This window comes from Pelosinus sp. sgz500959 (genome assembly GCF_042610375.1).
Classification (GTDB): Bacteria; Bacillota; Negativicutes; order DSM-13327; family DSM-13327; genus CTSoil-075.
The window spans coordinates 214,314-236,842 of record NZ_JBGJZL010000002.1; the positions used below are offsets into that span (position 1 = coordinate 214,314).

Consider the following 22,529-nt stretch of genomic DNA (forward strand, 5'->3'; position numbering starts at 1 on the left):
AATGGATTTTTCACTTAAACAAACCTCTACGCTTTTGCAAGATAGCAATACAATCGTTCTCACTGCCCATGTTCAGCCTGATGGCGATTGCTTGGGATCTATGTTGGCACTGAATCAGTATCTTGTATCCCAAGGGAAAAACGTTAAGATGATACTTGATGATGATATACCTGTCCTCTACAAGTTTCTTCCAGGTTATCAAGCCATTCAGAAACCAACTTCAAGAGTCATCAGTGCTGACTTACTTATCGTACTTGATGCCAGTGATATTGAGCGTATTGGTAAAGTAAAAGAGCATGTTGAAGCACCAATCTTAAATATTGATCATCATGTATCAAATACTAAGTTTGCTGATTATTGGTATATTGATCAACGATCGGCAGCTACTGGAGAAATTATTTTCCAATTACTTACCTTGTTGAATGCGACGATTACTCCTGATATAGCAACTTGCTTGTATACTGCCATTGCGACGGACTGTGGATTTTTTCGTTATGCTAATACTACAGTCCAGACCATGCGGTATGCTGCAGATTTAATGGGGTATGGTGCTAAGCCTAACCTCATTTCTGAATCTATGGAGTCAAAACCTCTTGAAAGTATTCTCACATTAGCTAAAGTACTAGAAACATTAGAACTTCATCATCATGGTAAAATTGCCACAATAAAAGTATTGCCAGATACATTAAGTACTCTTGATAGCACGGAAGGTTTCATTAATTATCCTCGCGTGATTGAAGGTGTAGAAATTGCTATGATGTTTAAAGTAATGAGTGATAATACCGTTCGGATTAGTTTTCGTTCAAAAACAGTGGATGTCAGTCAGCTTGCATTGACTTTTGGCGGTGGCGGTCATGCGCGTGCTGCTGGATGCGCGGTCACGGGCAGAATTGATGATGTCATGAAAGAAGTTCTTCATGTTGCCGTAGAGCATTTGACAGAGGTGGCATTATGACTGGCGGTTTGATTAATATTTTGAAACCGCCAGGTATGACTTCTCACGACGTGGTGTCTTTTGTACGTAGAACTTATCATCTTAAACGCGTCGGTCATGCAGGTACATTAGATCCAGCTGCTGCAGGAGTGTTGCCAGTTGCATTAGGGCCGGCAACACGGATGCTTGAATATATGACGGATTGTGATAAAAGTTATCGGGTTGAATTAACGATTGGTTATGAAACTGACACTGGTGACGATACGGGCACAATTACTCATTCGATTGATTGTATTATGCCTGCTCAATCTCAGATTGAAGAAGTATTATCATCATTTCTTGGCACAATTGAACAAGTTCCTCCGATGTATTCCGCCATTAAAATACAAGGGAAAAAATTATATGAATTAGCAAGAGCTGGCATTACTGTCGAACGTCAAGCTCGAAAAATTACAATCCATGAAATTAATTTGTTAAAAGTGAACGAGAAAAGTATCCTTTTTGATGTGACTTGCTCAAAAGGCACATATATTCGTTCCTTATGTACAGATATTGGTGCTAAAATTAATTGTCCTGTTGTGATGTCTTTTCTGGTGCGGACACGTGTAGGTTCTTTTGAAATTGGTCAAGCTGTTACACTGGAAGAAATCAGCACTAACTCTGAAAGTGCTATTTTGCCAGTAGACCATGCCCTTGAGTATATGCCAAAAATAATCTTATCTCAAGAAGTTGCAAAGGCATTTAAACATGGGCAAACGATTCCAACGACGATGAGTGACGAAGGTGGTCAAAATTTACTAAGAATTTATGATCATGAAGATGTTTTGATTGGTATTGGACAGAAAAAAGAAAAAGCAGCAGTCATTATTCCTATAAAAGTACTCATGTCAGGACAACCTTGATGTAAAAGGTTCTTCTATTTATTGATATTTGTGTGGTGTATATATGGAAATAATAAAAGAAATTACTAATCTAACTGAAAAATTTCCTAGAATGACAATTGCGTTGGGGACTTTTGATGGAATACATCTTGGTCATCAAAAAATCATTTCTCGCGCTGTAGAGCTAGCTAAAGAAATCAATGGTACAAGTGTGGTTTTTACGTTTAGCACTCATCCTTTGGCTGTAGTTGCCCCCAAACGTTGTCCACTACAACTTGTAACCCAAGATGATAAAGCTGAATTAATCGAAAAATTGGGTGTGGATGTTTTGTTAACCATTCCTTTTACACCTGAGTTCCTAAAATATTCAGCTGAGCAGTTTATTGATTTAGCATTAAAAAATTTAGATCCGAAACATATTGTTATTGGACCAAATTATTTTTTTGGCTATAAACGAAGTGGTACACCAGAGTTGTTACAGCAGGCGGGAATACAGCATGGATTTAAGGTGGAAATTCATCCGATTGTCTATGTAGATGATGTGATTGTCAGCAGCACTTTAATCAGGAAACTGATCGGCAATGGTCATGTTGATCAAGCAGCCCATCTTCTTGGCAGACCTGTAAAAGTGAATGGTATCGTCATTCATGGGGCCAAACGTGGTCGCAAAATGGGATATCCAACTGTAAATCTTGAAATTCCTAATCATTTGATTTTACCAGCTGATGGAGTATATGCAGTTTCTCTCACCATTAAAAATATTCAGTATAATGGGATTGCTAACATCGGTAATAACCCGACTTTTCAAGGTACTGACCGTCGTCTCGAAGTTCATATTTTGAATTTCTCTGGTGATTTATATGGACAATCTATTACAGTATGTTTTTTAAAACATATTCGTGGTCAAGTTACTTTTGCCGATGCTGAAGGACTTAAATCACAAATTTATCATGACATAAAAGCGGCTGAAGTCTATTATGCAGCTGCGAGCTTAAAATAAAGAGTAAACACTGTTTACAAGAAGTGCTCTTTATGATAAAATGTATTTTGTTGGTGAACGCCATTTTGACGTTTAATCATAGATAACCATAGCGAGGATGCTCGATTCTCCAACGATTATCTTGGCTAATGGGGATATGTATAAAAGGGAGGGTATTATTATGTTAACAGCAGAACTAAAACAGTCTTTAATTGAGCAGTATCGTTTACATGAAGCTGATACTGGATCACCAGAGGTACAAATTGCTATTTTAACTGAACGCATCAACTATTTGACAGGTCATTTAAAAATGCACAAAAAAGATCATCATTCAAGACGTGGTCTTTTGAAAATGGTTGGTCAACGTAGAAACTTATTGAACTATTTACGTGATAATGATATAGAACGTTATCGTTCTATTCTTGAGAAACTTAACTTGAGAAAGTAAGAGATTTTCTCAATTATCTAAGAAGGGGACTAAGGCTTTTGCCTGCGTCAAGGACTTGGCACAAGCCAAGTCCTTTCTTATTATAAGAGAAAGAAGACTTGATTTAGTTGAAGTTCTCACTCCAACTAAATAGTAATCGTTCTTAGATCCCATTTTAAAAGGGTATAAATCTTAGAGCGACTTAGTCAATCGATAAAGTACATATAATTTAGTAATTTTATAGATTAGTTTATAATAATAAAGGAAATACTAAAAAAAATGTCGAAGTTTTAATCTTGACAATAGGTAGGGATACATTTAGGAGGAAAAATAAATATGCAGACATTTCAAATGGAATTAGGCAATAGAACACTCATTATAGAAACTGGTAAAATGGCTAAACAAGCTGGAGGATCCGTATTGGTTCGATATGGTGATACTGCAGTTCTTGTTACTGCTACGGCTTCAGCTGAGCCAAGAGATGGAATGGACTTTTTCCCATTAACTGTTGATTATGAGGAAAAACTCTATTCCGTGGGTAAAATTCCTGGTGGTTTTATCAAACGCGAAGGGCGTCCTAGCGAATCTTCCATTCTTGCAAGTCGCTTAATTGATCGACCAATTCGTCCATTATTTGCAAGTGGTTTTCGTAATGATGTGCAGGTCGTTGCTACCGTATTATCAGTAGATCAAGATAATCCTCCAGAAATTCCAGCGATGATTGGTGCGTCATGTGCACTGTCGATTTCAGATATTCCTTTTAATGGACCAATTGGCGGCGTACGCGTTGGTATGATTAATGGTCAATTTATGATCAATCCAACTGTAGCTGAGCAAAACCTAAGTGAACTTAATTTGGTTGTTGCTGGTACAAATGATGCTGTATTGATGGTGGAAGCAGCTGCTAATGAGTTATCAGAAGATACGATTTTACAAGCGATTCTCTTTGGTCATGATGAAATTCGTAAGGTAATTGCCTTGCAAGAAACAATGGTTGCAGAAATTGGTAAGCCTAAACGTGACATTAAATTATATGAAATACCTGCAGATATTAATGAAGCGGTGCGTAGCTATGCGACTGCAGATTTGACAACAGCGGTGACAAATCCTGATAAATTAGCACGAGAAGGCAATATTAAACAAGTGAAAAAACAAGTTGCAGAATATTTTGCTGATATCTATCCTAATAATGGTAAAGATGTACAAAATATGATGCAAAAAGTAATCAAAGAAATCGTTCGTAAAATGATCACAGTTGACAAAATACGTCCAGATGGTCGTGGTTTAGAAGAAGTGCGACCAATTAATTGTGAAATTGGTTTATTAGCCCGTACACATGGTTCTGCACTATTTACCCGTGGACAAACCCAAGCATTAACAATCACGACTCTTGGCGCTATGGGTGATGAGCAAATACTTGATGGTCTAGGGGTTGAAGAATCAAAACGTTATATGCATCATTATAATTTCCCATCCTTTAGTGTGGGTGAAACTAGACCGTCCCGTGGTCCAGGACGTAGAGAAATTGGTCATGGTGCTTTGGCTGAACGTGCGCTGGTACCAGTGATTCCAACTGAAGTAGAGTTTCCTTATACCATTCGTTTAGTATCTGAAATTCTAGAATCAAATGGATCGAGTTCAATGGCTAGTGTATGTGGTAGTACATTGTCATTGCTAGATGCTGGCGTGCCAATTAAGCGTCCAGTATCAGGTGTAGCGATGGGTCTTGTTAAAGATGGAGATTATTACTCTATACTGACTGATATCCAGGGGATGGAAGATGCTTTAGGCGATATGGACTTTAAAGTAGCTGGTACAAGTAATGGTATTACAGCGATCCAAATGGATATTAAAATTGCTGGTATCACGAAAGAAATTTTAACAGATGCTCTGGCTCAAGCTAATCGTGGTCGGATGCATATCATGGGTAAAATCATTGAAGTCATTAGTACACCAAGATCTGAATTATCGGCATTTGCTCCTCGTATTATTACAATGGTCATTCATCCAGATAAAATTCGCGATGTCATTGGACCTGGTGGCAAAATGATTAAAAAAATCATTGAGGAAACAGGCGTTAAAATCGATATCGAAGATGATGGCAAGGTATTTATTGCTGCTGTTGATATGGAAGCTGGTCAAAAAGCAGTCAAAATTATTGAAAGCTTGGTTCGTGATGTAGAGCTCGGCACTACGTATACAGGTAAAGTAACCCGTTTAATGAACTTTGGTGCTTTTGTTGAAATTTTACCTGGCAAAGAAGGTCTTGTTCATATTTCTCAGTTAGCTCTTGAACGTGTAGAGAAAGTAGAAGATGTAGTAAAAGTTGGTGATGAAATCTTGGTTAAAGTCACTGAGATTGATCGTCAAGGCCGAGTGAATCTTTCTCGTAAAGAATTATTGGCTGCTGAGGCTGCAAAAAAAGAACAAAATTAGTATATTAATTAAAACATAAACCGTTTGGTTTATGTTTTTTTCATAAATGCCACCCCTAAGTCATACACTAATTAAAAGTGCATGACTTAGAGGTGAAGATTTTGAAAAAAATATTTGTTACCAGAATCCGACAATGGTATATTTTTTTTACAGCGGGAATCTTTTTAATTGTTGCTATGTTATCAGGAGTATTGCAACCTATTTTTAGTAATACTCAGCTAACTGATAAACCACAACCCATTTTTCACGGTAATTTAGCAGCGCCTAAAATCGCTTTTGCTTGTAATGTCTTTTGGGGTGAAGAATTTTTGCCCAAGATGTTAACCACTTTAGATGAGAACAACACCAAGATCACTTTTTTTATTGGTGGTAGTTGGGCTAAGCGTTTTCCTGATTTAGTTGTTGAATTAGGTAATCGTGGCCATGAATTAGGTAATCATACGTATAGTCATCCCCATCCTAATACCTTAAGTAAAGATAAAAATAAAGAACAAATACTTCGCGCGGAACAATTAGTCACAGAACTCACTCAGTTTAAAACTACTCTATATGCACCGCCTTATGGTGAATATAACGATATTGTTTTAGCTGCTGCAACAGAACTTGGATATAAGACTATTATGTGGACAATTGATACGATTGATTGGCAACGTCCTCCAAGTGATATTATTATTGATCGAGTAATGAAAAAAATAAATAATGGTGCAATCATTCTGATACACCCGACAGAATCAACTGCGAAGGCACTTCCAGAGTTAATTAAGCAATTAAAAAGTAAAGGATATACGATAACGACAGTATCTGATATACTTTTATAAAAAAACAGGCATACAAATGCCTGTTTTTTTGTTGAAAAAATATAGTATTTATGCTATCATGTTTACATAACTAAAACTTTACGGAGGTATGACGTGTATAAACATAAATTATTATCTTATATTATGCTATTTTTAATTACATTTAGCATAATCATTCCAGTTTCAACGACTCAAGCTGCACCACTTGATAACGTATTAACAACATTAGGGGCATCAACACTCTCTGATCAAAGTACTGCAGCGAAAAGTTCTGGTCCATTAGAGAAATTATTTAGTTTCGTATTTGATAAACTATTGGGTCCTATCTTAAATGTCTTTAATGGAAAGTCAACAACTAATCCGACCACAACTCAACCAGTTGTAACAAAGCCATCGCCGACACCAACTGCACCTTCGACTACCAATGGTACTTTAAAAGGAAAAGTAATCGTAGTTGATCCAGGACATGGAGGCAGTAATCCTGGGGCAGTTGCTAATAACACAAGAGAGTCTGATAACAATTTAGCCGTTGGCTTAAAATTAAGGGATAAATTAGTACAAGCAGGGGCTAAAGTCATCATGACTCGTGAGACTGATCGCACTGTTGCAGCTGAGGGAAGTTCTTTAGGTGAAGAACTGGCTGCGAGAGTCAACTTAGCTGAAAATAATCATGCTGATTTATTTATCAGTGTTCATACGAATGAAAATCCTGACACGAGTATTATCGGAGGAATGACTTTCTATCCAAGTGGAAAATCATCAGATCTGGCTTTGGCAGTACAAAATCAATTGATTAATGAAACTGGCGCAGTCGATAAGGGAACTTCAGCTGCGACTTTTTATGTATTACGTAATGCTGCTATGCCGAGCATTTTAGTTGAGATGGGCTTTATTTCTAATGCAGCTGAAGCAGCTCTACTCAATCAAGATTCATATCGCAATAAAATTGCACAGGGAATTATGAATGGGATCGTAAAATATTTTAACTAAATAAGGTTTGAATAATAACCTGCTTGTCTTATTATAGGGAATATAATAAGACAAGCAGGGATTTTTGTTATATCAACAGAACGTATCTATATAAGTTGGATGAAAGAATTTAATAGCTAGATTGTTAATCTGCCAAAGATGAGAATATAGGTTATGTCATTCATTTAAAATGTTTAATTAAAAGGAGTTTTATATGTATCGTAAATCGACATTGGCAAACGGGGTTAGAGTGGTTTCTGAAGTTATCCCTTATGTAAAATCAGTAACCCTTGGAATTTGGGTGGGAACTGGTTCACGGTCTGAAGGGCAACATAATCATGGTATTTCTCATTTTATTGAACATATGGTCTTTAAAGGAACGATGAATCGTTCGGCAAAAGATATTGCTGAAACAGTTGATGAAGTCGGTGGACAACTAAATGCCTTCACTGGTAAAGAATATACTTGTTATTATATTAAAGTTCTCGATACTCATCTAGAACTTGCTCTTGATGTACTGAGTGATATGTTACTCTCTTCAAAATTTGATGCTGAGGATATTCAGCGAGAACGGGAAGTTGTTCTAGAAGAAGTTCACATGTATGAAGATACACCCGATGAGTTAGTCCATGATATCCATCTGAATAAAATATGGGCAGATCATGATCTCGGGCGCAATATTTTAGGCACTTTATCTTCCATTGAAAATTTTGACCAGAAGTTAATACAGGAATATTATCAAGACTTTTATACTCCGGATAATATTGTAATTGCAGCTGCTGGTAATTTAACTCATGAAAGGCTTGAAGATTTATCAGAACGTTATTTTGGGAAAATGACAGGTCATAAAAAGCAAGAAATACTTATTGCACCTACATTAATACCAGCTTATACAATTCAAACAAAAGCCATTGAACAAGTGCATCTTTGCTTTAGCACACAAAGTGTATCTCGATCATCACCTGATATTTACACTCTTCATATTTTAAATAATATTCTAGGTGGCGGCATTAGTTCTCGATTATTCCAATCCATTCGTGAAGAAAAAGGATTGGCTTATTCAATCTATTCTTATCAAAGTAATTATAGTGATGGTGGGTTATTTACTATTTATGCTGGAACAAGGCCAAGTAATACTGTGGAGGTTACTGAACTGATTTGGCAAAACATTGAAGATTTAAAAACCAATGGAATTACAGCTAAGGAACTTCTAAAAACTAAGGAGCAATTAAAAGGTAGTTTATTATTAGGACTTGAAAGTTCGAGTAGTCGTATGTCCAGAATTGGAAAAATGGAAACTACAATTGGCAACTATATAACCCTTGATGAAGTCGTTAGGAAAATTGATAAAGTTTCATTAGAAGATTTGCAGAAAATAACTCAGCAATTATTTAATCCAGCAACAACGTGCTTTACTGCATTAGGACCTGTCACTGAGGAGGTAACAAATGAGCTTAAGAGGTTTTGAACGCATTTCCAAGTATAAAAATTCAGATTTTCCACTGCCAGTACGAAAGACAAAATATAGTGCAGGCTACGATATGGCTGCGATTGAGGATGTGACTTTATTACCAGGCACTACCACATTAATTTCAACGGGCATAAAAGCATATATGTTAGATAATGAATATTTAGGGATACATATTCGTTCAGGATTATCAATCAAAAATAACCTTAGCTTGATTAATGGGCAAGGAATTATTGATGCAGATTACTATAATAATAGTGATAATGAAGGACATATTATGATTGCTATTTATAATCATAATCCACATAATATTGTTATTACCAAAGGTACGCGGATTGCACAAGGGATTTTTTACCAATATTTAGTGGATGAAACGGATAAAGAACACTTATTTGCAACACGAACAGGTGGATTTGGAAGTACTGGTGAGTAAAAATTAGCATATTTCACTCTGAGTATCATATGAATAAAGAAGACTTAATTTAGGTGGAGTTTTAACTCCACCTAAATCTTAGTCCCTCAGTTTCGATGAAACAGATAGAGAAATGTGGAGGGATATTATGTTTGCCTGGTTAGTGCTTTTGTTGGTGATTCTAGTTTTGGCATTATCTGTTTGGCAACGCATAAGATACTTCCGCAAGACGATTGATGAGAATAATTTAAAAGCTTCGCCATTATCCTTGGCTATTCAAGAATTAATATCTATATCGGGTGGGATTTATTTATCCTTACTTATGCTAGTTTCTTTTCTAAAATTAAATGTTCCTGAAACGATTATTCTTTTTGAGTTCTCCATTGATCCATTGGCTTTTTCAGCAATTGGTCTCGCGATAATCCAACCTGTTTTTCTAACCCTTTATCATGGAATCAAAAAAAATTTTCCCATATAAAAAGATGATGAGGTGATAAAAATGCGGTTAAGTCGTTTATCTGGAAAAGAGGTTATCAATTTAAGTGATGGATCTCGCTTAGGAACGATTGATGAATGTGAACTTACTTTTGATCATGTATCAGGACGTATACACTCTATCTTATTACCTAATCAAAATAGTTTAATGAATTTTTTTGGTGAAAATCGATCAATGACCATTCCATGGCAAGGGATAAAACGAATTGGTGATGAAATCATTATTGTGGATTTGAATAATGATTATGAAGGTTATACTAAATTACATCGTATGAAACAATAAAATACATATTCCCAATGATTATGGATAACCTAACATTAAATTGCATGATATGCATTTTAATGTTAGGGAGGTTTAAATATGAATAATCAAGAGTCAAAACAAAGTAGCACAAACTCATTAGTGAACAGTTATACTGCAGCAAGTTCCAATACTACTCAAGCATCAGCAACGCAGATGAATACAGTGAATACAACTAGTGCAAATAATGTAGTTAATACAACTAATACAACTAATACACAAAAATCTAACCAAACTATTATTGGGGTATTTGGTTCCCGCTCTAACGCTGAAAATGCTGTAAACGCCTTGCGTCAACAAGGTTTTACCACTGAAGAAATTAATATTATTTCTAAAAAACAAGAGAATGATGATGATTCTGGTAATGATTCCGATGATGATATTTTTGATGGAACATTAACAGGGAGTACACTTGGTGGAATTGGCGGGTTGCTTTTAGGTGCAGGAGCTTTGGCTATTCCTGGTATCGGTCCTATTATAGCTGCTGGCCCTATCGCAGGAGCAATCAGCGGAGCCATTGCAGGTGGTATAACTGGCGGACTCATTGATTGGGGTATTCCTGCCGATGAAAGTCATCACTATGAGCAAGAAGTTGTTCAGGGGAGTATCCTTGCGATTATTCGCACTGATGTAGCAAAAGTCAATTCAGTAGCACAAATATTAAGGCAAAACGGTGCCAAAGAAGTTAAAAGTCATAGTAAGTAAATTTAAAATTTCATTAAAAGTGTTGACACTTCTTTAACCACTATTATACAATGTATGTAATTTAATAGTCTTCATCCTGCGCAGGATGAAATAGAGGTGCAGGCAACAAGAGTACTTTCAGGGAGAATGGTATCAATGATCTGAAAGAAAAGGGTTGACTGCCGAAACATAATCGATACCAAATCCCTTATGTTGGTCTTTCATCAAACAGGTGCAAGACTGTCACTAAAAATATTTTTAGTGGAGTGCTATCTCATCTAAGACATGGTGAAATAATTTTATGTTATTTTATCATTTCCTTAGATCTGTCTAACTAGTCGTAGACAGCCGATGAGATTTATGCTCATCGGCTATTATTTTTGCCCAATGAGTGACATTCGCCACTTACATTGAATAGATTATTAATATTAGGGGGTGTACAATGATTAGAGTAATCGTGTGTGGAGCTTATGGAAAGATGGGAAGAGAAGTACTCAAAGCCATACATAATGATGCACAATTAAGTATTGTCGGAGCTGTTGATGTTAAATCAGATTTTGTTGATATTGGTGATTTAATCGGCGCAGGAAAGACTGGAATCATTGTCGGTGATGATTTACAAACAGTGATTAATGAGACAAAACCACAAGTTATGGTTGATTTTACACGACCAGAAGTTGTCATGAGTAATCTTCGTATTGCACTCAAAAATGGTGTTTGTCCTGTTGTTGGTACTACAGGTTTATCTGAAGCCGACCTCACAGAAATCCGTGAGTCCTGTTTAAAAACTAAAGTCAATGCTCTTATTGCGCCAAACTTTTCAATTGGTGCTATTCTAATGATGAAATTATCACAAGATGCAGCTAAATTCTTTCCTCATGTTGAGATTATTGAATTGCATCATGATCAAAAACTTGATGCTCCATCTGGTACAGCATTATATACGGCTGAGCTTATTACTAAAAGTCGTGGTGTTATGAAACAAGGTCATCCTGATGAAGTAGAAAAAATTGCTGGTGCACGAGGGGGAGATTTTTCTGGGATTCGGATGCATAGTGTTCGTTTACCAGGTTATGTCGCTCATCAAGAAGTCATCTTCGGTGGACTAGGCCAAACATTAACAATTCGCCATGATTCTATATCTCGAGAATCTTTTATGCCAGGTGTTGTACTTGCATGCAAACATGTATTGACAGCAAATGGATTAGTATATGGGCTTGAAGAAATTTTGAAATAAGTTTAATTTTACACTAAAAAATAGTATCAAGGAGAGGAATTAATATGAAAAAATATAATGTAGCAATACTTGGAGCTACTGGTGCTGTTGGGCAAGAATTTTTAAATTTAATTGAAGAACGTAATTTCCCTTTTGATAATCTAAAATTACTTGCATCAAGTCGTTCTGCGGGTAAAATTATTACGTTTATGGGGAAAGACTATACAGTAGAAGAAGCTACAGATGATTCTTTTAAGGATATTGATATTGCTCTATTTGCAGGTGGATCTGCCAGTACAAAATTTGCGTCAGCTGCCGTAAAGCATGGAGCCGTCGTTATTGATAATTCCAGTGCCTTTAGAATGGATCCTGAAGTACCTCTAATTGTCCCAGAGGTAAATCCAGAAGATATCCAAAAACATAAAGGAATTATTGCAAATCCAAATTGTTCCACAATTATTATGGCAATGGCTCTTAAACCATTATATAATCAAGCAAAAATTAAACGAATTGTCGTTTCAACATATCAAGCCGTATCAGGCGCAGGTAAAGAAGCGATTGATGAACTTGACAATCAAGTCGCAGCTATTGTAGAGAATAAACCAGTTGAAGCAACGATTTTACCAAGTGCTGGTTTGCCGAAACATTATCAAATTGCTTTTAATGTAATTCCTCAAATTGATGCATTTTTAGAAGATGGTTACACTAAAGAAGAAATGAAAATGGTTCATGAGACACATAAAATATTTAATGATTATAATATGGGTATTACAGCAACAACGATCAGAATACCTGTATATCGTAGTCACTCAGAATCCATTAATATTGAATTTGATGAAGAAGTTTCCGTTGAAGAGGCGAAAAAACTCTTGGCTGCTTTCCCAGGAGTCATTGTACAGGATAATCCACAAGAACAAATCTACCCAATGCCACTCTTTACTTCGAATCAAAATGAAGTCTTTGTCGGTCGCATTCGCAAAGATGAAACAGTAGCACATGGTTTAAATTTATGGGTTGTTGGAGATCAAATTCGTAAAGGCGCGGCTTTAAATGCTTTGCAAATTGCGGAGTATATGATTGAACATAACGTACTTTGAGGTGTGAATAATGGGGATAATTGTACAGAAATTTGGTGGTACCTCAGTTGCAACCCCTGAAGCTCGTGAATTGGTTGTACAAAAAATACAAATTGCATGTGACAATGGTTTGAGTCCTGTTGTTGTGGTCTCAGCGATGGGGCGCCGAGGTGAATGTTACGCTACAGATACTTTTATGGATCTGGCACGAGGAACTTATAAAGATATTAACAGTCGTGAACTTGATCAAATTTTGTATTGTGGGGAAATGATTTCTGCAGTCGTTATGACTGGCACACTGCAAGCTGCTGGACTTGATGCGATTATGCTCACCGGTGGGCAGGCTGGTATTATAACTGATAATAATTTTAATAATGCACGCATTTTAAAAGTTGATCCGACTCGAATACTTAGTTTGCAAAAATCAGGTAAAATTCCTGTAGTTTGCGGCTTTCAAGGTATTAGCGTTGATCATGAATTTACTACATTAGGACGTGGTGGTAGTGATACTACGGCAGCAGCACTAGGAGCAGCTCTTAATGCTGATATCGTTGAAATATATACAGATGTAGATGGCATTATGACGGCTGACCCACGCATGGTCACAAATGCGAAAATTTTAGATTGTATTAGTTATGGCGAAGTTTGTCAACTGGCTCATCAAGGTGCAAAAGTCATTCATCCGCGAGCCGTTGAAATTGCTATGCAGAAAAATATTCCATTGGTTGTAAAATCAACATTTTCAAATGCACCGGGGACATTAATAACGAATATAACCCCTGAAACAAGTGAAGAAACAGCCGTAAATGATCGCATTGCCACGGGGGTTACTTCGATCAATAATATTGCACAAATCAAAATTACATTACACGATTCAAGTAATAATGCTGCTAGTTTTAATATTTTCAAATCAATGTCTGATAATGGGATTAGTGTAGATTTAATTAACGTCCATCCTGGTCAAATCATGTTTACTGTCGCAGAAGAATTTGCTGAAAAAGCAACAATGAAACTTCATGAATTTGGTTGTGATGTACAAACAACTCTTGGCTGTGCCAAAGTTTCTGTCGTAGGTGGAGGAATTAATGGTGTACCTGGTGTAATGGCGAATTTCATAGAAGCCTTAGCAATTAACAATATTCCAATACTGCAGACGGTCGATTCACATACATCAATTTCAGTTTTAATTGAGAAATCTTTTGTACAATCAGCTGTTACAGCATTACATGAAAAGTTTAATTTATCTTGTTAAGTAAGGAGAGAAATGGCATGAAGAATTTTGGACGGATTCTAACAGCTATGGTAACCCCCTTTCATGATGACCTGAGTGTTAATTATAAAGCGGCAGCAAATCTGGCTAAATATTTAGTAGCGAATGGTTCAAATGGATTAGTGGTGACTGGTAGTACAGGTGAAGCAGCGACACTAACTAATGAAGAAAAGCTCAATTTATATTCTACAGTACTTGATGCTGTAGGGGATGAAGCTATTGTTATCGCTGGAACTGGTTCTAATGATACGCGTGTTTCAATTGAAATGACACAAGCAGCAGAGAAATTGGGTGTACATGGTGCCATGCTCGTCGGTCCCTATTATAATAAACCACCACAAGAAGGGTTTTATCAACACTTTAAAGCCATTGCAGAAAAAACAGATTTACCTTTAATTCTGTATAATGTACCTGGACGTACCGCTTCTAATATCCTACCTGTAACTGTTGCACGTTTAGCAGAAATTAAAAATATTGTTGCGATTAAAGAAGCGAGTGGAAATCTTGAACAGGTATCTGAAATTATTCGTAGCACACCTAAGGATTTTTTAGTATACAGTGGTGATGATAGTCTTACGTTGCCGACCTTAGCTGTTGGTGGAGTTGGTGTAATTAGCGTAGCGGCCCATATTGTTGGTAGTCGTATGCAAGAAATGATTGCAGCTTTTAACAATAATGAGATTGCCAAAGCACAAGCCATACAAGCAGAACTCATACCTTTCTTTAAAACCATGTTTATCACAACAAACCCTATACCTGTGAAAACAGCTGTTAATCTTCTCGGTCTGAGCGCTGGTCCCTTTAGATTACCATTAATACCACCTACTGAAGGTGAATTAGAACAAGTGAAAAATATGATGCATAAAATGAATATCATTTAATCTTTAAAACCCCATCTTATTAATATAAGATGGGGTTTTATATTGAATGATGGAATTTACATATAATATCAACAAATACACCTTCATCTGTTGCAAATTGACTTTAATATAAGTTATAATTAGAACAAGTAAATGAACGGCCGGTTTTTAGCTCATTTTCTAACGAACGGCACTAACAATGATAGTTTATTTTTCTTATTTTAGTAAAAAAATATGGAGGTGTAATTTTTTTTGGCAAAAATGCAACAAAAAATTCAAATTATCCCCTTAGGCGGAATGGGGGAGATTGGTAAAAATATGACCGTCATTCGTTTTGGTGACGATATTATTGTTATTGATTGTGGTCTTATGTTTCCGGAAGACGATATGCTCGGCATTGATTTAGTCATTCCAGACATATCGTATTTAATTGAAAATAGGGATTTTGTAAGAGCGATTGTGCTGACACATGGTCATGAAGATCATATTGGTGCATTACCTTATGTATTAAAACAACTAAATGTACCCGTCTATGGTACACGATTGACACTTGGTATTCTAGAAGGAAAACTAAAAGAAAATAATGTACCAGCAACCAATTTAATACCTGTACAAGCTGGTGATGAAGTTCAAATCGGTATTTTTTCTGTAGGATTTATTAATGTTAGTCACAGTATTGCTGATTCAGTGGCCATCTCTGTTAAAACACCAATTGGCACTATTGTACATACTGGTGACTTTAAATTTGATCAAACTCCTGTCGATGGTAAAGTGACAGATTTCCATAAGTTTGCTGAACTAGGTGATCAGGGTGTGCTTGTCATGTTGGCTGATAGTACAAATGCTGAGCATGTTGGTTATACAATGAGTGAAAAATCCGTTGGTGTCACATTTGATGAAACCTTTAGTACAGCTACTGGCCGGATTATTATTGCAAGTTTTTCTTCAAATATACATCGTGTACAGCAGGCAATTGATACTGCCTACAAATATAAACGTAAAGTCGCATTTTTGGGTCGCAGTATGATTAATGTGGTGAATATTGCATCGGAACTTGGTTATCTGATGATACCTGAAGGTGTATTAATTGATATTGATGAAATCAAAAATTATCCGTCGTCAGGTATTGTTATTGTAACCACTGGTAGCCAAGGTGAGCCTATGTCTGCGCTGACTCGAATGGCTATGTCCGATCATCGCAAAGTTGACATTATTCCAAGTGATACCATTATTATTTCGGCTACACCAATCCCAGGAAATGAAAAATTAGTATCACGGACGATTGATTATTTACTTCGTCAAGGTGCAGAAGTCATTTATGAAAAAGCATCTGGTGTTCATGTATCAGGGCATGCGAGTCAAGAAGAATTGAAACTGATGCATAATTTAATTCGCCCTAAATTTTTTATTCCTGTACATGGTGAATTCCGCCATTTGGTAAAACATTCAAAACTTGCTCAAGGATTAGGAATGCCTAAAGAAAATATTTTTATTGCTGAAAATGGACATATGTTGGAATTTACTCCAGAGAAAGGTGCTATTTCTGGAAAAGTAACAGCAGGTATTGTACTGGTGGATGGTTTAGGTGTTGGCGATGTTGGTAATATTGTTTTGCGCGATCGTCGACAACTGTCACAAGAGGGTATATTAATCGTTGTCATGACGATGGATAAGCAGCATGGTTGCGTATTAGCTGGTCCAGATATTGTGTCTCGAGGTTTTGTCTATGTTCGTGAATCTGAACAATTAATGGACGAAGCTAAAATTAAAGTCAGACAAACTTTAGAAAAATGTGAAGTAAACAATATTACTGAGTGGGCCACTATAAAGTCTAGTGTACGTGATACGTTAGGTAAATATTTATATGAGAAGACACGTCGTCGCCCTATGATTTTACCAATTATCATGGAAGTATAAATTTGCGAATAGATTCTGCAAAACTTGGTTTCTGTTTTAGTCTATAGACTAAGCATAAATCAAGTTTTCTTTATTAATACGGTATGAAATTTTATACATGGTTAATACTATAATGAGAGATTAATGTACTGGAGGTAATATTATGCTATTTAATACGAATCCTGTTGTTGAACCACCTGGAACAAATCCTGAAAATCCTAAAATACCACCAAGTGAAACAGATCATTCTAAAAAAATAGTAACGGCTAAAAAGGTTGATGCTTTAGATACGATTCAAGAATTGGGTAGTACTGAAGTAGCTACAGCTAAAAGTAATATTCATGTGATGACAATTATTGGGCAAGTCGAAGGGCACATGGTATTACCACCTCAAAATAAGACAACTAAATATGAACATATCATGCCTCAATTAGTAGCAATCGAGCAAAATCCTGATATTGAAGGCTTATTATTACTTTTGAATACTGTTGGTGGTGATGTAGAAGCGGGCCTTGCTATTGCCGAAATGATTGCTAGTATGTCAAAACCATCTGTTTCAATCGTACTTGGTGGGGGACATAGTATTGGAGTACCGATTGCTGTATCTGCTACGTATTCCTTTATTGTTGAAAGTGCGACCATGACCATTCATCCGATCAGACTGACAGGACTTGTGATTGGTGCTCAAAGTTCCTTTGATTATTTAGAAAAGATGCAAGATCGAGTTAATAAATTTGTTGCTGATCATTCTACTATTTCTGAAGAAAAATGGAAAGAATTATTATTTAAAATGGGTGAGCTCTCTCGTGATATTGGTACATCCGTTGTAGGTAGAGATGCTGTACAGTATGGATTAATTAATGAAATAGGAGGTTTATCCCAAGCACAAAATAAATTAAATGAATTGATTAAAGCGAATAAAGAAAGTAAGGGGTTGAGACAATGATTCTATGGAGTATTGTCGACCCAGACCTCGTCTTATCTGATTTGACTGTTCAACCTGTTTATGAAGAGGCTGAATACAATGGTATGAAGTGTGTCGTTGAGAAGGTAGGCTCTGCCCAATGTCGGATTATTAAACTCTTGACGACGGATCCTAGTGATTATTTACGGAGTGAGTTGCAACCAGGTACCATGCTAGCCTATGAACCTATACTGAAGAAGTTATCGTAAGCTATTTTTAGTATTTCTTATCTCTAAAAAAGATGAGTACAGGATATTGTGGTATTTAGCTGTTTTTAGAGATAAGAAATTACCGATTCGACTCTATATTTAAAATTGATATTATTTTTACATTTTAATTACAGGATTTTATAATCCTATCTCGAATAAAGTTTCAAAGTGTCAAAATATAAATTTATCGATTATATTATCAATTTTTTGTAAAAAAAATTAAAATACTATGGTATATTTTGCTAGTAAATGATAAGCTTATAGAGGTACCATAATATGATACATTTGAAGGAATATTAGTAGGAGAAAATAGCTACTATTGGTGAATAAAAATTGCATAAAACGATTATGATTGAAGAAACTTTAAATTTACCCCAGACACTTTATATTGATGTGCGCTCACCAGCAGAATTTTCCATTGGACATATACCAAGTGCAATCAATATTCCGATATTTTCTAATGAAGAAAGAAGTGAGATCGGTACTCTATACAAACAAGTGAGTATAGAAAAAGCTAAAGAATTGGGATTAGCCGTTGCTTCTCGTAAGTTGCCTGATATTGTTAATCAAGTCAACATTCTTTATAAAACAGGTCGTCCTATTGTTGTTTATTGTTGGCGTGGTGGTATGCGTTCTAAAGCAATCGTCACGATCCTTACTCTGATGGGTATACAAGTTTTCCAACTTTCTGATGGATATAAAGCATATCGACGTTATGTTTTGGATCGTTTGCTTAATTTTAGGGTTATCCCTAAAATTATTGTTTTGTGTGGCTCGACTGGTGTGGGAAAAACTGCTTTGCTACAATTATTGACCGCAAAAGATATACCAGTTATTGACTTAGAGAAGTTAGCAAATCATCGTGGTTCAGTCTTTGGAAAAATTGGTCTGGGGCAAGCTGCAACAGCCCAAATTTTTGATGCAACGATATTAGCAGCCTTAGATCGTTTTGCGGCATCTCCATATATCGTTGTTGAATGTGAAAGTAAACGAATAGGTAATGTATATTTGCCTGACTGTTTACATCAGGCAATGGAAGCAGGTATAAAAATTTTAGTCAATGCTGACGTTGAAATAAGAATTTCACGTTTGATTGATGAATATATGAATTTAAATGAAAAAAATTCCGATGAAATCATGCAGAGTATAAAAGCTTTAAGAAAAAAATTGGGTGCGAAAAAAACGGATCGTTTATTATCTGACTTTGCTAAAGGGGAATTCCGCAATGTAGTGCGTAGCTTACTTGTAGATTATTATGATCCACTATACGGATATGATAAATTAGATGAAAATAAATATAGTTTAACTGTAAACTGTAATGACGTAAAGGAAACTTCATTACAAATCATTACTTATTTAGAACAACTAAAGGAGGAAACTTCATGCAAACTGTAGGTGAATTGTTGCGTAGTGAACGGGAGAAAAAGGGGATATCAGTCAAGGAAATCGAGGCTGCGATTAGTATAAGAGCATTATATATAAGTGCAATTGAAGAAGATAATTATACTGTAATACCAGGTGAAGTCTACTTAAAAGGTTTTATTCGTAATTATGCTAACTATCTAGGCCTTGATGGTCAAGAAGTGGTCAATTTTTATCGCCAATCTCAACTTCCTCCTTCTGTAATTGATGAAAAAATTGTTCCAGAGAGGGTTGATACACCAGTCGAACAACCACAAAAAGATAATAATAACTCCTCTGCCAAATGGATCATGATGAGTGTAGTGGTTGTATGTTTAGTTGGGTCGGCATGGTGGTTATTTGGTAACTCAAAATCAGCAAAAGAACCTCAAGCGAGTCCCCAAGTACAGCAGTCTGTAGTCGTCCCTAATGAAACTCAGCCAATACAAGCAACCCCTGTCCAAACAAAGCCAGTTGTTCTCATTGTAAAATATACAGAGCAATGTTGGACTTCTGTTACTGCTGATGGTAAAACTATTTATGAAGGTATTCCCAAGAGCAATGATACTATGACTTGGGAAGCTCAAAAAAATATTATCATTACAGTTGGTAATGCAGGCGGAGTTGAGGTTGTTGCTAATGGACAATCCATTGGAAAATTGGGGGGAAAAGGTGAAGTTGTCAACAAAACATTTTTGCCGAAATAGAATAAATTGCATGCAATTTATAAATAGAAACAACGAGAGCTTGGCATAAGCCAAGTTTTTTTTAGGAGAAATAAAATGATGAAGAATGATTTTTTACCAATGTGTAAAGAAGATATGGTTAAGCGTGGTTGGGATCGATTAGATTTTTTATTTATAAGCGGTGATGCCTACGTTGATCATCCAAGTTTTGGCCCTGCTATTATTGGACGTTTACTTGAAAAATATGGATACCGAGTCGGGATTATTGCCCAACCAGATTGGCGTTCAACTCTTGATTTTAAAAAAATGGGTAAACCTCGTTTAGGTGTATTCGTGTCAGCTGGTAATCTTGATTCTATGTTAAATAAATTTACGGCTGCCAAAAAATATCGTAGCAGTGATAATTATTCACCTGGTGGCAAAGCTGGCTGTCGGCCTGATCGAGCCACGATTGTCTACTGTAATCGAATTCGTGAAGTCTGGAAAAACATACCTCTCATTATTGGTGGTATTGAAGCCAGTCTTCGACGTTTTGCTCATTATGATTATTGGTCAAACTCTGTGCGTCGTTCAATCTTGATTGATAGTAGAGCGGATTTACTTATATATGGTATGGGTGAAAAACAAGTTAAGGAAATCGCTGAGCAACTCAATCAAGGAATCAATATTGCTGATATTCGCAATGTACACGGATCTTGTTATAAAACTGAATCACTTGAGCATCTTTGGGATTATATTGAAACACCTAGTTATGATGCGGTTGCTGCAAATAAAAAAGATTTTACAAATGCTTTTAAAATTCAGTATCAAGAGCAAGATGCCATTCGTGGTAAAATACTCGTACAGAATCATGGTGAATTTTCCGTCGTGCAAAATCCACCCGCAATGCCACTGACGACTGCTGAGATGGATGAAGTGTATAGTCTTCCATATCAACGTACGTATCACCCTGACTATGAAGCAGCTGGTGGAGTCCCTGCAATTCAAGAAGTTAAATTTAGTTTAGTCAGCCATCGTGGTTGTTTTGGTGGTTGCTCATTTTGTGCTATTGTTTCTCACCAAGGACGTATTATTCAAAGTCGTAGCCAAGAATCAATTATTGATGAAGCAAAAAAAATTATTAGTATGCCTGATTTTAAAGGTTATATCCATGATGTTGGTGGTCCGACGGCTAACTTTCGCATACAATCATGTGAACATCAATCTGACCGTGGAACTTGTAAAGGACGCCAGTGTCTAGGATCAAATCCATGTAAGGAATTAAATGCCAATCATCAGGAGTATTTGACTCTATTGCGAAAATTACGTTCCTTGCCTGGTGTCAAAAAAGTCTTTATCCGCTCAGGACTACGTTACGATTACTTGATTGCTGACAAAAGTAGCGAAGAATTCTTACGTGAATTATGTGAACATCATATTAGTGGACAGCTTAAAGTTGCACCAGAACATATTTCCTCTCAAGTTACAAATTTAATGGGAAAATCAGGTAAAAATGTCTATTTGAAATTTAGTAAAGCGTATAACCGTATTAACCAATCTTTAGGCAAAGAACAATATTTAGTCCCGTATTTCATGTCGAGTCACCCTGGTGCTGGATTGAAAGAGGCAATCGAACTCGCTGAATTTATTCGAGATTTAAATTATCGTCCCGAGCAAGTACAGGATTTTATTCCAACTCCTGGTAGTTTATCAACTTGCATGTACTATACTGAAATGAACCCTTTAACTGGTGAAAAAGTCTATGTTGCTAAAGACATTCATGAGAAAAAAATGCAACGAGCATTAATGCAATATAGGGATCCTAAAAACTATACTCTGGTTTATGAAGCTCTTACGAAAGCAAAACGTCAAGATCTGATTGGGCATGGACCGAAATGTCTCATTCGTCCTCCTCAAAGGCAGACGAATAAACCGACGACTTTAACAAGCAAGTCGACTAAATCAACGTATCGTAAAAAAGATCATTTACCAACGAAAAAAGTTAGAAAGTAGACGTTATGAAATTCAGTTTGCTTTTTGGCAGTGGTATATAAAGCAGTGGTATATAAATATGTTAATAATGGGTATAATATTTGAGAGGTTGGTTTGAACTTTTTTATTATTTATTGAAAAAAAACTTGCATAGTTTGCAAATAAGTTATATAGTATTGTTGGTCTAATTGATAATG

General features: G+C 36.1%; 22 protein-coding genes and 1 riboswitch. All 22 genes read left to right on the plus strand.

What is annotated here, in order from left to right:
* Nucleotide 1: 1 nt before the first annotated feature.
* The 22 genes from ACAN52_RS03705 (at nucleotide 2) to ACAN52_RS03810 (ending at nucleotide 22,353) form a co-directional block, all read left to right on the plus strand.
* Nucleotides 2–955 (plus strand): bifunctional oligoribonuclease/PAP phosphatase NrnA, encoded by a 954-nt coding sequence (locus ACAN52_RS03705; RefSeq protein WP_378952413.1) that lies wholly within the window; start codon nucleotides 2–4, stop codon nucleotides 953–955.
* Nucleotides 952–1,836: a tRNA pseudouridine(55) synthase TruB gene (truB, locus tag ACAN52_RS03710; protein WP_378952416.1), complete on the plus strand. Its 885-nt coding sequence runs from the start codon at nucleotides 952–954 to the stop codon at nucleotides 1,834–1,836. The genes ACAN52_RS03705 and truB overlap by 4 nt, the downstream gene beginning before the upstream one ends.
* Nucleotides 1,837–1,879: 43 nt before the next feature.
* On the plus strand, nucleotides 1,880–2,815 hold the full coding sequence (locus ACAN52_RS03715; RefSeq protein WP_378952419.1) for a bifunctional riboflavin kinase/FAD synthetase: 936 nt from the start codon (nucleotides 1,880–1,882) through the stop codon (nucleotides 2,813–2,815).
* Nucleotides 2,816–2,975: 160 nt separating this feature from the next.
* Entirely contained in the window at nucleotides 2,976–3,242 is a 267-nt protein-coding gene (rpsO, locus tag ACAN52_RS03720) for a 30S ribosomal protein S15 (protein ID WP_378952422.1), read from the plus strand.
* Between the two features lie 315 nt (nucleotides 3,243–3,557).
* Nucleotides 3,558–5,657 (plus strand): polyribonucleotide nucleotidyltransferase, encoded by a 2,100-nt coding sequence (pnp, locus tag ACAN52_RS03725; protein WP_378952425.1) that lies wholly within the window; start codon nucleotides 3,558–3,560, stop codon nucleotides 5,655–5,657.
* A gap of 101 nt (nucleotides 5,658–5,758) precedes the next feature.
* Complete coding sequence (locus tag ACAN52_RS03730) at nucleotides 5,759–6,475, plus strand: polysaccharide deacetylase family protein (RefSeq protein ID WP_378952428.1); 717 nt, start codon at nucleotides 5,759–5,761, stop codon at nucleotides 6,473–6,475.
* A 93-nt stretch (nucleotides 6,476–6,568) separates the two neighbouring features.
* A complete protein-coding gene (locus tag ACAN52_RS03735) occupies nucleotides 6,569–7,444 on the plus strand; it encodes an N-acetylmuramoyl-L-alanine amidase (RefSeq protein ID WP_378952431.1) in 876 nt (291 codons plus the stop codon).
* Between the two features lie 193 nt (nucleotides 7,445–7,637).
* The gene (locus tag ACAN52_RS03740) at nucleotides 7,638–8,891 is read left to right on the plus strand and encodes a M16 family metallopeptidase (RefSeq protein ID WP_378952434.1); all 1,254 of its coding nucleotides are present in this window, start codon (nucleotides 7,638–7,640) and stop codon (nucleotides 8,889–8,891) included.
* A complete protein-coding gene (dut, locus tag ACAN52_RS03745) occupies nucleotides 8,872–9,324 on the plus strand; it encodes a dUTP diphosphatase (protein ID WP_378952437.1) in 453 nt (150 codons plus the stop codon). The genes ACAN52_RS03740 and dut overlap by 20 nt, the downstream gene beginning before the upstream one ends.
* Before the next feature lie 127 nt (nucleotides 9,325–9,451).
* Complete coding sequence (locus tag ACAN52_RS03750; protein WP_378952440.1) at nucleotides 9,452–9,781, plus strand: hypothetical protein; 330 nt, start codon at nucleotides 9,452–9,454, stop codon at nucleotides 9,779–9,781.
* Between the two features lie 21 nt (nucleotides 9,782–9,802).
* Entirely contained in the window at nucleotides 9,803–10,081 is a 279-nt protein-coding gene (locus ACAN52_RS03755) for a YlmC/YmxH family sporulation protein (RefSeq protein WP_378952443.1), read from the plus strand.
* Between the two features lie 78 nt (nucleotides 10,082–10,159).
* Nucleotides 10,160–10,804: a hypothetical protein gene (locus ACAN52_RS03760; protein WP_378952446.1), complete on the plus strand. Its 645-nt coding sequence runs from the start codon at nucleotides 10,160–10,162 to the stop codon at nucleotides 10,802–10,804.
* An 83-nt stretch (nucleotides 10,805–10,887) separates the two neighbouring features.
* Nucleotides 10,888–11,063: riboswitch (Lysine riboswitch) on the plus strand.
* Nucleotides 11,064–11,225: 162 nt separating this feature from the next.
* Nucleotides 11,226–12,020, plus strand: coding sequence for a 4-hydroxy-tetrahydrodipicolinate reductase (gene dapB / locus ACAN52_RS03765; RefSeq protein ID WP_378952449.1), 795 nt, complete (start codon nucleotides 11,226–11,228; stop codon nucleotides 12,018–12,020).
* A gap of 44 nt (nucleotides 12,021–12,064) precedes the next feature.
* Complete coding sequence (locus tag ACAN52_RS03770) at nucleotides 12,065–13,096, plus strand: aspartate-semialdehyde dehydrogenase (protein WP_378952452.1); 1,032 nt, start codon at nucleotides 12,065–12,067, stop codon at nucleotides 13,094–13,096.
* A 10-nt stretch (nucleotides 13,097–13,106) separates the two neighbouring features.
* The gene (gene dapG, locus ACAN52_RS03775; protein WP_378952455.1) at nucleotides 13,107–14,327 is read left to right on the plus strand and encodes an aspartate kinase; all 1,221 of its coding nucleotides are present in this window, start codon (nucleotides 13,107–13,109) and stop codon (nucleotides 14,325–14,327) included.
* Between the two features lie 17 nt (nucleotides 14,328–14,344).
* A complete protein-coding gene (gene dapA, locus ACAN52_RS03780; protein ID WP_378952458.1) occupies nucleotides 14,345–15,226 on the plus strand; it encodes a 4-hydroxy-tetrahydrodipicolinate synthase in 882 nt (293 codons plus the stop codon).
* Nucleotides 15,227–15,457: 231 nt separating this feature from the next.
* Entirely contained in the window at nucleotides 15,458–17,122 is a 1,665-nt protein-coding gene (locus ACAN52_RS03785; RefSeq protein ID WP_378952461.1) for a ribonuclease J, read from the plus strand.
* A gap of 142 nt (nucleotides 17,123–17,264) precedes the next feature.
* Nucleotides 17,265–18,047, plus strand: a complete 783-nt coding sequence (locus ACAN52_RS03790; RefSeq protein ID WP_378952464.1) for a ClpP family protease — start codon at nucleotides 17,265–17,267, stop codon at nucleotides 18,045–18,047.
* Entirely contained in the window at nucleotides 18,044–18,274 is a 231-nt protein-coding gene (locus ACAN52_RS03795; protein ID WP_378952467.1) for a YlzJ-like family protein, read from the plus strand. Before ACAN52_RS03790 ends, ACAN52_RS03795 begins: the two co-directional genes overlap by 4 nt.
* A 333-nt stretch (nucleotides 18,275–18,607) precedes the next feature.
* Nucleotides 18,608–19,669 carry a tRNA 2-selenouridine(34) synthase MnmH gene (gene mnmH / locus ACAN52_RS03800; RefSeq protein ID WP_378952470.1) on the plus strand — a complete coding sequence of 354 codons (1,062 nt, stop codon included), beginning with the start codon at nucleotides 18,608–18,610 and terminating at the stop codon, nucleotides 19,667–19,669.
* The gene (locus tag ACAN52_RS03805; RefSeq protein ID WP_378952473.1) at nucleotides 19,657–20,382 is read left to right on the plus strand and encodes a helix-turn-helix domain-containing protein; all 726 of its coding nucleotides are present in this window, start codon (nucleotides 19,657–19,659) and stop codon (nucleotides 20,380–20,382) included. The genes mnmH and ACAN52_RS03805 overlap by 13 nt, the downstream gene beginning before the upstream one ends.
* 78 nt (nucleotides 20,383–20,460) lie before the next feature.
* Entirely contained in the window at nucleotides 20,461–22,353 is a 1,893-nt protein-coding gene (locus ACAN52_RS03810; RefSeq protein ID WP_378953098.1) for a YgiQ family radical SAM protein, read from the plus strand.
* Nucleotides 22,354–22,529 lie beyond the last annotated feature (176 nt).

What these genes read in the sequence shown, in the direction of transcription:
- ACAN52_RS03805 (WP_378952473.1), top strand. Translation starts at nt 19,657, where the DNA reads ATGCAAACTGTAGGTGAATTGTTGCGTAGTGAACGGGAGAAAAAGGGG.
- rpsO (WP_378952422.1), top strand. Translation starts at nt 2,976, where the DNA reads ATGTTAACAGCAGAACTAAAACAGTCTTTAATTGAGCAGTATCGTTTA.
- pnp (WP_378952425.1), top strand. Translation starts at nt 3,558, where the DNA reads ATGCAGACATTTCAAATGGAATTAGGCAATAGAACACTCATTATAGAA.
- ACAN52_RS03795 (WP_378952467.1), top strand. Translation starts at nt 18,044, where the DNA reads ATGATTCTATGGAGTATTGTCGACCCAGACCTCGTCTTATCTGATTTG.
- dapG (WP_378952455.1), top strand. Translation starts at nt 13,107, where the DNA reads ATGGGGATAATTGTACAGAAATTTGGTGGTACCTCAGTTGCAACCCCT.
- ACAN52_RS03750 (WP_378952440.1), top strand. Translation starts at nt 9,452, where the DNA reads ATGTTTGCCTGGTTAGTGCTTTTGTTGGTGATTCTAGTTTTGGCATTA.
- dapA (WP_378952458.1), top strand. Translation starts at nt 14,345, where the DNA reads ATGAAGAATTTTGGACGGATTCTAACAGCTATGGTAACCCCCTTTCAT.
- ACAN52_RS03740 (WP_378952434.1), top strand. Translation starts at nt 7,638, where the DNA reads ATGTATCGTAAATCGACATTGGCAAACGGGGTTAGAGTGGTTTCTGAA.
- dapB (WP_378952449.1), top strand. Translation starts at nt 11,226, where the DNA reads ATGATTAGAGTAATCGTGTGTGGAGCTTATGGAAAGATGGGAAGAGAA.
- ACAN52_RS03760 (WP_378952446.1), top strand. Translation starts at nt 10,160, where the DNA reads ATGAATAATCAAGAGTCAAAACAAAGTAGCACAAACTCATTAGTGAAC.
- ACAN52_RS03705 (WP_378952413.1), top strand. Translation starts at nt 2, where the DNA reads ATGGATTTTTCACTTAAACAAACCTCTACGCTTTTGCAAGATAGCAAT.
- dut (WP_378952437.1), top strand. Translation starts at nt 8,872, where the DNA reads ATGAGCTTAAGAGGTTTTGAACGCATTTCCAAGTATAAAAATTCAGAT.
- ACAN52_RS03755 (WP_378952443.1), top strand. Translation starts at nt 9,803, where the DNA reads ATGCGGTTAAGTCGTTTATCTGGAAAAGAGGTTATCAATTTAAGTGAT.
- ACAN52_RS03790 (WP_378952464.1), top strand. Translation starts at nt 17,265, where the DNA reads ATGCTATTTAATACGAATCCTGTTGTTGAACCACCTGGAACAAATCCT.
- truB (WP_378952416.1), top strand. Translation starts at nt 952, where the DNA reads ATGACTGGCGGTTTGATTAATATTTTGAAACCGCCAGGTATGACTTCT.
- ACAN52_RS03810 (WP_378953098.1), top strand. Translation starts at nt 20,461, where the DNA reads ATGAAGAATGATTTTTTACCAATGTGTAAAGAAGATATGGTTAAGCGT.
- ACAN52_RS03715 (WP_378952419.1), top strand. Translation starts at nt 1,880, where the DNA reads ATGGAAATAATAAAAGAAATTACTAATCTAACTGAAAAATTTCCTAGA.
- ACAN52_RS03770 (WP_378952452.1), top strand. Translation starts at nt 12,065, where the DNA reads ATGAAAAAATATAATGTAGCAATACTTGGAGCTACTGGTGCTGTTGGG.